General features: G+C 69.0%; 11 protein-coding genes and 1 riboswitch. Of the genes, 6 read left to right on the top strand and 5 right to left on the bottom strand.

What is annotated here, in order from left to right; genetic code table 11:
• Positions 1-29: 29 nt before the first annotated feature.
• The 4 genes from ACFUNE_RS06785 to ACFUNE_RS06770 form a co-directional block, all read right to left on the bottom strand.
• Positions 30-1,553, bottom strand: a complete 1,524-nt coding sequence (locus tag ACFUNE_RS06785; RefSeq protein ID WP_383563228.1) for a glycoside hydrolase family 3 protein — start codon at positions 1,551-1,553, stop codon at positions 30-32.
• Positions 1,554-1,562: 9 nt separating this feature from the next.
• On the bottom strand, positions 1,563-2,435 hold the full coding sequence (locus ACFUNE_RS06780) for a carbohydrate ABC transporter permease (protein ID WP_383563225.1): 873 nt from the start codon (positions 2,433-2,435) through the stop codon (positions 1,563-1,565).
• A complete protein-coding gene (locus ACFUNE_RS06775; protein ID WP_383563221.1) occupies positions 2,432-3,448 on the bottom strand; it encodes a carbohydrate ABC transporter permease in 1,017 nt (338 codons plus the stop codon). The genes ACFUNE_RS06780 and ACFUNE_RS06775 overlap by 4 nt, the downstream gene beginning before the upstream one ends.
• 122 nt (positions 3,449-3,570) lie before the next feature.
• Positions 3,571-4,869 carry a sugar ABC transporter substrate-binding protein gene (locus tag ACFUNE_RS06770; protein WP_383563218.1) on the bottom strand — a complete coding sequence of 433 codons (1,299 nt, stop codon included), beginning with the start codon at positions 4,867-4,869 and terminating at the stop codon, positions 3,571-3,573.
• Between the two features lie 285 nt (positions 4,870-5,154).
• Here ACFUNE_RS06770 and ACFUNE_RS06765 point away from each other — a divergent pair, with 285 nt between their 5' ends.
• The 6 genes from ACFUNE_RS06765 to ACFUNE_RS06740 all read left to right on the top strand — a co-directional run bounded on the left by ACFUNE_RS06765 (position 5,155) and on the right by ACFUNE_RS06740 (position 12,403).
• The gene (locus tag ACFUNE_RS06765; protein ID WP_383564139.1) at positions 5,155-5,919 is read left to right on the top strand and encodes a GntR family transcriptional regulator; all 765 of its coding nucleotides are present in this window, start codon (positions 5,155-5,157) and stop codon (positions 5,917-5,919) included.
• A gap of 179 nt (positions 5,920-6,098) precedes the next feature.
• Complete coding sequence (locus tag ACFUNE_RS06760) at positions 6,099-6,362, top strand: DUF3311 domain-containing protein (RefSeq protein WP_383563215.1); 264 nt, start codon at positions 6,099-6,101, stop codon at positions 6,360-6,362.
• Positions 6,359-8,011 (top strand): monocarboxylate uptake permease MctP, encoded by a 1,653-nt coding sequence (mctP, locus tag ACFUNE_RS06755; protein WP_383563212.1) that lies wholly within the window; start codon positions 6,359-6,361, stop codon positions 8,009-8,011. Before ACFUNE_RS06760 ends, mctP begins: the two co-directional genes overlap by 4 nt.
• 121 nt (positions 8,012-8,132) lie before the next feature.
• A complete protein-coding gene (locus ACFUNE_RS06750) occupies positions 8,133-8,633 on the top strand; it encodes a GNAT family N-acetyltransferase (protein ID WP_383563209.1) in 501 nt (166 codons plus the stop codon).
• 40 nt (positions 8,634-8,673) lie between these two features.
• Positions 8,674-8,810, top strand: a riboswitch (cobalamin riboswitch).
• 138 nt (positions 8,811-8,948) lie between these two features.
• Entirely contained in the window at positions 8,949-11,387 is a 2,439-nt protein-coding gene (locus ACFUNE_RS06745) for a ribonucleoside-diphosphate reductase subunit alpha (protein ID WP_383563207.1), read from the top strand.
• Complete coding sequence (locus ACFUNE_RS06740) at positions 11,387-12,403, top strand: ribonucleotide-diphosphate reductase subunit beta (RefSeq protein ID WP_383563204.1); 1,017 nt, start codon at positions 11,387-11,389, stop codon at positions 12,401-12,403. Before ACFUNE_RS06745 ends, ACFUNE_RS06740 begins: the two co-directional genes overlap by 1 nt.
• Here the strand turns inward: ACFUNE_RS06740 and ACFUNE_RS06735 are convergent.
• Positions 12,400-12,612, bottom strand: a complete 213-nt coding sequence (locus ACFUNE_RS06735; protein WP_383563201.1) for a hypothetical protein — start codon at positions 12,610-12,612, stop codon at positions 12,400-12,402. The genes ACFUNE_RS06740 and ACFUNE_RS06735 overlap by 4 nt on opposite strands.
• Positions 12,613-12,646 lie beyond the last annotated feature (34 nt).

The following is a 12,646-nucleotide window of genomic DNA, read 5'->3' as shown; positions in this document are numbered from 1 at the left end:
CCGGCCCTTCTGCGTCATGCCTTCGGGGCTCAGGCCCCCGTGCCCGTGATCGCCTCCGCCGCCGCGACCCCGCACACCCGCGCGGCGCCGTGCGTGACGATGTGCAGCGCGCCCCTGGGCGGCGCCTCGGGCAGGCCCATCTCGACCACGACCGTGTCGGGACGGGCGGCCAGCACGGCGTCCAGCGCCTCGCTCATCCACGCGTGGCGGTGGGCGTCGCGGACGACGGCGACGATGCGCCGGTCCCCCGCGGCCCGCAGCACCTCGGCGGCGGGCGACGTGCTCCCGCTGCTGTAGGTGCCCGTCTCCGTGCCGGGCAGTACCCGCGACAGCTCGGCCGCGACGCCCCACGGGGTCTCGTCGCCGACCGCGATGTTGGCGACCGGGGTGAACGCAGCGACGTACGCGGGCTCGCTCAGCGGCGCGGCGGTGCCCGTGACCCTCACGGCCCGGCGGGCCGCGACCAGTCCGACACCGGCTCCGGCGCCGGGCGCGGTCCCCTCCTGCATGTCCGCGCCCGGCTCCGGGGCAGCCCCCCTGGCCCTCTGCGTCCAGGACGCGAGGGCCCGTACACGTGCGGCCGCGTCGGCCAGCCGCTCCTCGGGCAGTTCACCGGTCCGCACCGCCGTCACCAGCGCGTCGCGCAGCCGCAGCACGGTGTCCTCGTCGGCCAGCCCGCCGCCGACGCAGATGGCGTCGGCGCCCGCGGCGATAGCGAGGACGGACCCGCGCTCGATGCCGTACGTGCCGGCGATGGCGTCCATCTCCATGCCGTCGGTGACGATCAGCCCGTCGTAGCCCATCTCCTCGCGCAGCAGACCGGTGAGGATCTGCGGGCTCAGGGTCGCGGGCCGGGTCGGGTCGAGTGCGGGGAGCAGGATATGGGCGCTCATCACTGATTTGGAACCCGCTGCGATGGCCGCCCGGAAAGGCACCAGCTCACGGGCGTGCAGAGTGTCCAGATCCACGTCGATGCGGGGCAGCGAGTGGTGCGAGTCGACCGCGGTGTCGCCGTGTCCGGGGAAGTGCTTGGTGCAGGCGGCGACGCCGGCGGCCTGGAGCCCCTCCACGTACGCGGCCGTGTGGCGGGCGACGAGGGCGGTGTCGGCCCCGAAGGACCGTACGCCGATGACCGGGTTGCCCGGATTGGAGTTGACGTCCGCGGACGGCGCCCAGTTGAGGTTGACCCCGCACTCGGCCAGCCGGCGGCCGAGCTCCCGGGCGACGGACCTGGTCAGGTCCACGTCGTCGACGGAGCCGAGGGCGAGGTTGCCGGGGAACGAGGAGCCGTTGCGGACCTCGAGCCGGGTGACGTCGCCGCCCTCCTCGTCGATCGCGACGAGCACGTCGTCCCGCTCGGCGCGCAGGCGGGCGGTGAGCGCGGCGAGCTGCTCGGGAGAGTGGATGTTCCGGCCGAACAGCCCGACGGAGGCGAGGCCTTCGCCGACCCTGCGCAGGAGCCAGTCGGGGGCGCTCGTGCCGGTGAAGCCCGGCTGCAGGACGGCGAGCGCGTCGCGGGTGACGGTGTCCGTGGTGGATACGAGGGTGGTCATGGGGCTGCGTTATCCCTTCACGGCGCCGGAGGTGAGCCCCGTAGCCATCTTCCCCTGGATGATCATGAAGAAGATGACGACCGGGATCGAGATGAGAGTGGAGGCCGCCATCAGGGCGCCGTAGTCCGTTCCGCGCTCCGTGGTGAAGGTCATCAGCCACACGTTGAGCGTGTACTTGGAGTTGTCGTTGATCAGGATGTACGCGAAGAGGTACTCGTTCCACGCGTTGACCAGCGCGAAGATCGACGCCGCCGCGAGTCCCGGCGCCAGGAGCGGGAAGATGACCCGGCGGAAGGCTCCCATGCGGGTGCAGCCGTCCACCATCGCGGACTCCTCCAGCTCCACCGGGATGTTGATCACGAACCCGCGGATCATGATGGTCGCGAACGGCAGCGTGGACACCAGGTAGACGACGATGAGCCCCCAGTACTCGTCGATGCCTCCCAGCGCGTTGAGCTGGAGGTAGATCGGGATCAGCATCGCGGTCGGCGGCAGCATCTGGACCAGGATCATGATCATCATCAGCGCCTTCCGTCCGAAGAAGCGGAAGCGTCCGATGGCGAGCGCCGCGAGGGTCGCGATGATCATGCCGCCGACGACGGCGGTGACCGAGACGATGAGGCTCGACTGGATCGCCGTGGCGAAGTTGTCCTGCTTCACCGCGCGCGCGAAGTTGTCGAAGGTGAGGGAGGACGGCCACAGCGTCTGGTCGTAGGACCGGATCTCGTGGTTGGGGCGCAGCGAACTGACGATCAGCCAGTAGACCGGGAAGGCCATGAGCGCGGCCGTGACCAGCGCCAGGACGTTGTAGCCGAGGCGGTGCCTCTTGCGGTCGGGCCTCAGGACCTGGGCCGGCGCGTTCGTGGTCGTGGAGGCGCTCATTCGACCTCTCCCGTCTTGATCAGCTGGCGCAGGTAGTACACGGCGACACCCGAGAGCATCAGGACGGTGATCAGAGCGATCGCGCTGCCCTGGCTGAACGAGGTGGACTCGAACGCCTTGGAGAAGGAGTAGAGGCCGAGGGTCTCGTAGTCGGGCTCGGGCTTGTTGCCGCGCAGCAGCCAGATCTGGCCGAACACGTTGAAGTCCCAGATGACCGAGAGCGTGGCGACCATCGTGAAGACCGGCTTGATGACGGGCCAGGTCACGTAGCGGTAGACGCCGTACGCCGTGGCCCCGTCGAGGGCGGCGGCCTCCTCCAGCTCCTTGGGGACCTGGGTGAGGGCCGCGTACATCGTGATCACGACGAACGGGATGGCGCCCCAGACGACCAGGAGCGTGATGATGCCGAAGCCCTGCCAGGGGTCGAGGAACCAGTTGTGGCCGAGCCACCGGTCCTCGTTGCCCGTGATGTCGGCGAGCAGGGTGTTGATCAGGCCGTAGTCGGAGTCGGAGAGCCAGCGGAAGACCGACGCGGCGACCATCAGCGGCATGGACCAGGCGGCGATCAGCGCCACCGTGAGGACGATGCGCACCCAGGTGGAGACCCGGAGCATCATCAGGGCGATCAGCAGGCCGATGCCCATCGTCAGCACGACGCAGATGGTCATGAAGACGACGGTCCGGCCGACGACCGCCCAGAAGTCCGGGTCGCCGAGGATGTTGGTGAACTGCTCGAAGCCGACCCACGGGGTCTCGCCGTTGCCCCAGAGCGCCGCCCGTCCCAGGTCCTGGAAGGACATGATCACGGTCTTGATCAGCGGGTAGACGTAGACGGCGGCGATCGCCAGGATCGCCGGCAGGATCAGGAGATAGGGAAGCAGCTCCCCCTTCTTCCGCTGTCTCTTCGGGCGCGGCCCGGCGGCTTCCTGCGGGGAGGGCGAGGTCCCGGTCTTCTCCGGGGCACGCGGTACGGGGACCGGTGGACCGGCGGCCTTGGTGTCGGCAGCAGTCACGTGACTGACCTTCCATCGGGATTCCCGGGGTCTCTACCCGGGGATCACGGCGTTCTCAACCTAAGAAAGGGACGGGGGCCCGGTGTTCGCCGGGCCCCCGCCTGGAGAGCCGAAGCTCGTGACTACTTGTTGATCAGCTCGTTGATCTTGTCGTCGGCCTTCTTGGCGGCGTCGGCCACCGAGGTGCCCTTGAGGATCTCCAGGAGCATGTTCTCCAGGACCTCCTCCTTCTCGATGGAGGTCCAGCCCGGCGCGATCGGCGTGAACCAGGCGTCCGGCACGGCGTTGGCGACGGCGGCCGTCTCCGGCTTGGACTTGAGCGGCTCGAGCTGCTTCTCGTTGTTCGGGAGGATGTTCTTGGAGGTGAGCACCTCCTGCGACTTCTCGCTGGTGAAGAGCGAGACCCACTCCTCACCCAGGTCGGTGACCTTGGACTTCGCGGTCACCGCGAGGTCGGAGCCGCCGATGAACGACGGGAGCGCCTTGCCCTCCGGGCCCGGCATGCCGGCCGTTCCGATCTTGCCCTCGAGCTTCGGGTTGCCGTTGTTGGCACCGTCGACGACCGAGCCGGCCTCCCAGCCGTTGCCGTAGATCAGGGCCGTCTTCTCGTTGGCCATGACGTTGGCGTGGTCCTGCTCGTCCTTGGTCTGGTCTGCCTTGTTGTACTTCTTGACCAGGTTGACGAAGTGCTCGATGCCCTTCTGGGACTCGGAGGAGGAGAGGTTGCCCTTCCACTCCTTCGCGCCCTCGTCGTACTCGGCGATGGAGCCGCCGTAGCCCGCGACGTAGGACATGGCCGCGTACCAGTAACGGCCCGGCAGGTAGAGGGACGAGAAGCGCTTGTCCTTCTTGTTGTACTCCGCCGAGACCTTGTCGAGCGCGGTGAGCAGCTCGTCCTCGGTCTGCGGGAGGACATCGCTGCCCGTGCCCTTCTTGAGCATGTCCTTGTTGTAGATCGCGACACGGGCGCCCGCGTAGTAGGGCACGCAGAACTGCTTGCCCTCGAAGGTGCAGGTGTCCTTCAGACCCTTGATCCAGGTGTCCGAGTTGTCGTACTTCTTGGGGTCGATCTCGGCCAGGGCGCCGTTGAGGATGTACTGCATCGTCTCGGTGTTGCCGAGCTCGACGACGTCCGGGAACTTGTCGCCACCGAGGGCCGTGTCGAGCTTCTTGGCCTTGTCCGCCCACTGCTGGTACTGGACGTTGACCTTCACCTTGGGGTACTTCTTCTTGAACTGCGCGTTGACGTCCTTGACCAGTTCCGGCCAGGTGCTCTGCGCGTCGACCATGAGCCAGACCGTCAGGCTCTCGGTGCGGTCCTTCGGGTCCTTCGAGGCGTTGTCATTACTGTCCCCACCACACGCCGCGATTCCGGTCATCATCGCTGCGACGCCTACTGCCGCAATGAGCTTGCGCTTCATGCCACACCCTCCTCAGGGATACCAGCAACCCCCCGCCCACCGCGAAGACGTACGCCGGCGCTACCTGTGGGGCTGGGACCTGGTCTTTAATGGTTTAGACCAGTACCGGGAGCTTGGCCTAGACCTTTAGGGGTGTCAAGGGTGTATAAGAAGTGCACTCGCGTCCGTTATCGGACCGACACCTGAGGGAGGGCGACGAGCCGTGACCGGACCGTGCCACCATGTGAGCCGCGACAGACGGAGGAGCCGGTGACGGCAGCAACGCAGCAGTCGGGAAGGCGGGCCATGGGTGCCGACGGGGGCAGCAGTACGGGCGAGGCCGGTGCGGGTACGCGCACGGCACGCGTCCCGAAGTACTACCGGCTCAAGCGCCATCTCCTCGAAATGACGGACACCATGCCGCCCGGCACCCCGGTGCCGCCCGAGCGGACCCTGGCCGCGGAGTTCGACACCTCGCGCACCACGGTGCGCCAGGCCCTCCAGGAGCTGGTGGTCGAGGGCCGGCTGGAACGCATCCAGGGCAAGGGCACCTTCGTCGCCAAGCCGAAGGTCTCCCAGGCCCTGCAACTCACCTCGTACACCGAGGACATGCGCGCCCAGGGCCTGGAACCCGCCTCCCAGCTGCTGGACATCGGCTACGTCACGGCGGACGACACGCTCGCCGGGCTGCTGGACATCACGGCGGGCGGGCGGGTGCTGCGGATCGAACGGCTCCGGCTCGCCAGCGGCGAACCGATGGCCATCGAGACCACGCACCTGTCGGCCAAGCGCTTCCCCGCGCTGCGCCGTTCGCTGGTGAAGTACACCTCGCTCTACACCGCCCTGGCGGAGGTGTACGACGTCCGGCTCGCCGAGGCCGAGGAGACCATCGAGACCTCGCTCGCCACGCCGCGCGAGGCGGGGCTGCTCGGCACGGACGTGGGCCTCCCGATGCTCATGCTGTCCCGGCACTCGATCGACGGACACGGCGAACCGGTGGAGTGGGTGCGCTCGGTGTACCGGGGCGACCGGTACAAGTTCGTGGCCCGCCTGAAGCGTCCCACCGACTGAGACGGCTACGGCCCGACGGCACGGCTGATCCCCCTGCGGACGCAGGGGGATCAGTCATTTCGGGCGACACCGGACCGTTGCAGGACCGCAATGCGGACGGGGGGTGACGGTGGCCGGGGCTCTCGCTTAGATTTCCTGCGCATTACACCAGGTGATCAGCGAGGGGACGGAGTCGCCACATGCCAGAAGAAACCGATGCGAACCCACCAACAGCACCGACGGTGACACCCGCCAGGGTGGTCATCGCGCTCTGCCTGATCGCCCCGTTCGTGGCGATGCTCTGGGTGAGCTCGTACGCGAAGGTCGAACCCACCTTCATCGGCATCCCGTTCTTCTACTGGTACCAGATGCTCTGGGTGCTCATCTCGACCGCACTGACCATGATCGCGTACAAGCTGTGGCAGCGTGACCAGCGCGCGCGCAAGGGAGGTGCGTCCGCATGAAGGACGGCGTCAACGGCGTAGCACTCACCGTATTCATCTTCTTCTTCCTGGCCGTCACGGTCATCGGCTTCATGGCCGCGCGCTGGCGCAAAGCCGAGAACGAGGCCAGCCTCGACGAATGGGGCCTCGGCGGAAGGTCGTTCGGCACCTGGGTCACCTGGTTCCTGCTCGGCGGCGACCTCTACACGGCGTACACCTTCGTCGCCGTCCCCGCAGCGATCTACGCGGCGGGCGCGGCCGGATTCTTCGCCGTCCCGTACACGATCCTCGTCTACCCGCTGATCTTCACCTTCCTGCCGCGCCTGTGGTCGGTCTCGCACAAGCACGGCTACGTCACCACCTCGGACTTCGTCCGGGGCCGCTTCGGCTCGAAGGGGCTCTCGCTGGCGGTCGCCCTCACCGGCATCCTCGCCACGATGCCGTACATCGCGCTCCAGCTGGTCGGCATCCAGGCCGTGCTGGACGTCATGGGCGTCGGCGGCGGCGAGAACACGCACTGGTTCATCAAGGACCTGCCACTGCTGATCGCGTTCGCCGTCCTCGCCGCGTACACGTACTCCTCGGGGCTGCGCGCGCCGGCGCTGATCGCGTTCGTCAAGGACGGTCTGATCTACCTGGTCATCGCCGTGGCGATCATCTACATCCCGATCAAGCTCGGCGGCTTCGACGACATCTTCGCCAAGGCGGGTGAGGCGTTCGCCCAGCCCAACCCGGCGACCGGCCAGCCGCGCGGCGCGCTGGTCCCGGGGGACATGGGCCAGTGGGGCTACGCCACCCTGGCTCTGGGCTCGGCACTGGCCCTCTTCATGTACCCGCACTCGATCACGGCGACGCTCTCCAGCCGCAGCCGTGAGGTGATCCGGCGCAACACCACGATCCTGCCGCTGTACTCGCTGATGCTGGGCCTGCTGGCCCTGCTCGGGTTCATGGCGATCGCCGCCGGGATCAAGGTGGACAACGGCCAGCTCGCGATCCCCCAGCTGTTCGAGACCATGTTCCCCGACTGGTTCGCGGGCGTGGCCTTCGCAGCGATCGGCATCGGTGCCCTCGTGCCGGCCGCGATCATGTCGATCGCCGCGGCGAACCTGTTCACCCGCAACATCTACAAGGACTTCATCAAGCCCGACGCCACCCCGGCCCAGGAGACCAAGGTCTCCAAGCTGGTCTCGCTGCTGGTCAAGGTCGGCGCACTCGCCTTCGTCCTCACCATGGACAAGACGGTCGCGATCAACTTCCAGCTGCTGGGCGGCATCTGGATCCTCCAGACGATGCCGGCCCTGGTGGGCGGCCTGTTCACCCGGTGGTTCCACCGCTGGGCCCTGATCGCGGGCTGGGCGGTCGGCATGATCTACGGCACGGTGGCCGCGTACGGCGTCGCCAGCCCGACCCAGAAGCACTTCGGCGGATCGTCGAAGGAGATCCCGGGCATCGGCGAGATCGGCTACATCGGTCTCACCGCGATCGTGCTGAACATCGTCGTCGTGGTCGTGGGGACCTTCGTCCTCAACGCGCTGAAGGCCCCGGTCGGCATCGACGAGACCTCGCCCTCCGACTACACGGCGGACGTCGGCGAGCCCGGCGTCAAGGCCACGCTCCCGCCGGCCACGGTGGGTGCGCCGGGCGACGACGAACCGCTGCAACGGGTGTAGACCCCCGCGACGTCCGTCCCGGCGGGGTCCGCCCCGCCGGGACGTGCACGTGCGGGAGCCGAAGGACGCCCCCGTGGAAAGCGCGTGCGCCCGGCCCACGGGCCGGGGCAGACTGACGCCCATGGATGCCTCGATCAGACCGGTCCGCGCCGGCGAGCACGAAGCCCTGGGCGAGATGACCGCCCAGGCGTATCTCGGCGACGGGCTGCTGGACTTCGGCGCCGACGACCCCTATCTGGAACAGCTCCGCGCCGTCGGGCGCCGGGCCGCCGAGGCCCTGGTGCTGGTCGCGGCGGACTCCGACGGCGAACTGCTGGGCGGGGTGACGTACGTCGCGCCCGGGAGCCCGTGGGCGGACATCGCCGGGGAGGACGAAGCGGAGTTCCGGATGCTGGCCGTGTCCGCGAAGGCACGCGGCCGCGGTGCGGGTGAGGCGCTCGTACGGGCCTGTGTCGACCGCGCACGTGCCGCCGGAGGGCTCTCAGGGATCGTCCTGTCGACCCAGTCGTCCATGGAGGCGGCCCACCGGATCTACCGCCGCCTCGGCTTCGTACGGACCCCGGAGCGGGACTGGAGCCCTCTGCCGGGCCTCACCCTCCTGACGTTCCGCCTGGCCTTCTGACCCGTCACGACACTACATGTGGGGGCTGCCGCAACTGGCGGCCCCCACATGTATGCTCGACCTCGCTGTCGCCGCAGGGGAATCCGGTGCGAATCCGGAACTGTCCCGCAACGGTGTGACCGGTGCGCTTTCGCGCACCGCGGAGTCCGAAGACCTGTCGACAGTGCGTCCGGCTCGACCGAACCGGACGCAGAGACGTCCGGGCCCCGCGGAGGGCCGGTGGACGCCGCGCGCACCGTGCCGCCCTCCCCCGGGTGTCACGTGTCCGGCTGCCCCGCTCCCGCAGGCCCCTGAGCCGAGCGAGGAACAGCCCCAGTGACCATCGCGCCAGCCGACCCGGTTTCAGCCGCGGAATCCGAGAGCCTCACGACCGACGCGCCGGGGACCGCACTGCTGCGGACCCTGACCCGTCTCACCGCCGATCTGCCCGACACCGACCCCGGACGGGTCGCGGCCGCCGCGTTGCGCGGCCGGAGCGCGCGGGCGGACGAGGCCGAGCTGCGCTCGCTGGCCACCGAGGCCGCCGCGGGTCTGATCTCCGAGGACCCTGCGTACTCCAGGCTCGCGGCCCGGCTGCTCACCCTGGCCATCGCGGACGAGGCCGCCGGACAGGGCGCCGTCTCCTTCTCGGCATCGGTCGCCGTGGGACACCGCGAGGGCCTGATCGCGGACCGCACGGCGGAGTTCGTCACGCGGCACTCCGCCGCTCTCGACGCCCTGGTCGGCCAGGCGCTCGCCGACGGCGCCGACGACCGCTTCGGCTACTTCGGGCTGCGGACGCTGCACAGCAGGTACCTGCTGCGCCACCCGATCACCCGGGAGGTCGTCGAGACCCCGCAGCACTTCATGCTGCGGGTCGCCGCCGGTCTCGCCGAGGACACCTCCGAGCGCGCCCTGGGCGAAGTCGCGGCGCTGTACGGCCTGATGAACCGGCTCGACTACCTGCCGTCCTCCCCCACCCTCTTCAACTCCGGCACCCGGCACCCGCAGATGTCCTCCTGCTACCTGCTGGACTCCCCTCTGGACGAGCTCGACTCGATCTACGACCGCTACCACCAGGTGGCGCGCCTCTCCAAGCACGCCGGCGGCATCGGGCTCTCCTACTCCCGGATCCGCGCCCGGGGTTCACTCATCCGGGGGACCAACGGCCACTCCAACGGCATCGTCCCGTTCCTGAAGACGCTGGACGCCTCGGTCGCGGCGGTCAACCAGGGAGGCCGGCGCAAGGGGGCCGCCGCCGTCTACCTGGAGACCTGGCACGCGGACATCGAGGAGTTCCTGGAGCTGCGCGACAACACCGGTGAGGACCAGCGGCGTACGCACAACCTCAACCTCGCGCACTGGATCCCGGACGAGTTCATGCGCCGCGTGGACGCGGACACCGAGTGGTCGCTGTTCTCCCCGGCGGACACCCCCGAGCTGGTGGACCTGTGGGGTGACGAGTTCGACGCGGCCTACCGCGCCGCCGAGGCCAGGGGGCTGGCCCGCAAGTCCATGCCGGCGCGCGAGCTGTACGGCCGGATGATGCGCACGCTCGCGCAGACCGGGCAGGGCTGGATGACGTTCAAGGACGCCTCCAACCGCACGGCCAACCAGACCGCCGAGCCGGGCCGAGTCGTGCACTCCTCGAACCTCTGCACCGAGATCCTGGAGGTCACCGACGACGGCGAGACGGCCGTCTGCAACCTCGGGTCGGTCAACCTCGGCGCGTTCGTCGCCGGCGGTTCGATCGACTGGGAGCGGCTGGACGCCACCGTCCGCACGGCGGTGACCTTCCTCGACCGCGTCGTGGACATCAACTTCTACCCGACCGAGCAGGCCGGGCGCTCCAACGCCCGCTGGCGCCCGGTGGGCCTGGGCGCCATGGGCCTCCAGGACGTCTTCTTCCAGCTGCGCCTGCCCTTCGACTCCCCCGAGGCCCGCGCGCTGTCCACGAAGATCTCCGAGCGCATCATGCTCGCCGCGTACGAGGCCTCCTGCGGCCTGGCGGAGCGCCCCCAGGCACCTTCGACAGGCTCCGGTGCAGGGGGGACCCCCACGGGCCCGCTGCCCGCCTGGTCCGAGACCCGCGCCGCCCGCGGCGTGCTGCACCCGGACCACTACGACACCGAGCTGAACTGGCCGGAGCGCTGGGAGGCGCTGCGCGCCCGGGTCGCGAAGAGCGGGATGCGCAACTCGCTGCTGCTCGCCATCGCGCCGACGGCGACGATCGCCTCGATCGCCGGGGTGTACGAGTGCATCGAGCCGCAGGTCTCCAACCTCTTCAAGCGCGAGACGCTCAGCGGCGAGTTCCTCCAGGTCAACGCCTACCTCGTGGACGAGCTGAAGAAGCTCGGCGTGTGGGACGCCCGCACCCGCGAGGCGCTGCGCGAGGCGAGCGGCTCGGTGCAGGACTTCGCCTGGATCCCCGAGGACGTGCGCGCGCTGTACCGCACCGCGTGGGAGATCCCGCAGCGCGGTCTGATCGACATGGCGGCGGCCCGTACGCCGTTCCTCGACCAGAGCCAGTCGCTGAACCTGTTCCTGGAGACGCCGACGATCGGCAAGCTCTCCTCGATGTACGCGTACGCCTGGAAGCAGGGGCTGAAGACGACGTACTACCTGCGCTCGCGCCCGGCGACCCGGATCGCCCGCGCGGCGTCCGGGACGGCCGCCGTGACCGCCCCGATTCCCGTGCAGCAGGCTTCCGCCCCCGACGCCGACGCGATCGCCTGCTCCCTCGAAAACCCCGAGTCCTGCGAGGCCTGCCAGTAATGAGCACCACCGAGAACAAGAACCTGCTCGACCCGGGCTTCGAACTGACCCTGCGCCCCATGCGCTACCCGGACTTCTACGAGCGGTACCGGGACGCGATCAAGAACACCTGGACGGTGGAGGAGGTCGATCTCCACTCCGACGTCTCCGACCTCGCCAAGCTCTCGCCCGGTGAGCAGCACATGATCGGCCGGCTGGTCGCCTTCTTCGCGACGGGCGACTCGATCGTCTCCAACAACCTGGTGCTGACGCTCTACAAGCACATCAACTCGCCCGAGGCGCGGCTCTACCTCTCGCGCCAGCTGTTCGAGGAGGCCGTGCACGTCCAGTTCTACCTGACGCTCCTCGACACCTATCTGCCCGACCCGGCGGACCGTGCGGCGGCGTTCGACGCGGTCGAGGAGATCCCCTCGATCCGCGAGAAGGCCCAGTTCTGCTTCCGCTGGATGGACTCGGTCGAGAAGATCGAGCGGCTGGAGACGAAGGCCGACCGCCGGCGCTTCCTGCTCAACCTGATCTGCTTCGCCGCGTGCATCGAGGGGCTGTTCTTCTACGGCGCCTTCGCCTACGTCTACTGGTTCCGCTCGCGCGGTCTGCTGCACGGCCTCGCCACGGGCACGAACTGGGTGTTCCGTGACGAGACGATGCACATGAACTTCGCCTTCGAGGTCGTGGACACCGTCCGCAAGGAGGAGCCGGACCTCTTCGACGACGCGCTCCGGCAGCAGGTCACCGACATGCTGAAGGAGGCCGTCGAGGCGGAGCTGCAGTTCGGCCGGGACCTGTGCGGCGAGGGCCTGCCCGGCATGAACACCGAGTCGATGCGCCAGTACCTGGAGTGCGTCGCGGACCAGCGGCTCATCCGTCTCGGCTTCCCGGCGCTCTACGGTTCCGAGAACCCGTTCTCGTTCATGGAGCTCCAGGGGGTGCAGGAGCTGACGAACTTCTTCGAGCGCCGGCCCTCCGCGTACCAGGTGGCGGTGGAGGGGTCCGTCGGCTTCGACGACGACTTCTAGACCCTCGCCCACGACCTGAGGTGGGGGCGCCGCGCGGCCGGGACCGGGCGCGCGGCGCCGGCCGTTTCCGGGGGTGCCGTCTCCCGGCCGCGTTGCGCCTCCCGCAGCGCGCGGTCGATGCGGCGCTCCCGGGCGAACCCGACGAGGGCGGGCAGCAGGACGAGAGCGAAAAGTGCGGATATGGCCAGGTAGCTCAGGAATGTGTTCATGTCTCTACTGTCGTCCGTGCGAACGGATTCCGGT

This window comes from Streptomyces sp. NPDC057287, from assembly GCF_042667905.1.
Lineage (GTDB): Bacteria > Actinomycetota > Actinomycetes > Streptomycetales > Streptomycetaceae > Streptomyces.
The sequence above is the reverse complement of the archived record's forward strand: the minus strand, read 5'-3'. Positions and strand labels throughout refer to the sequence as shown.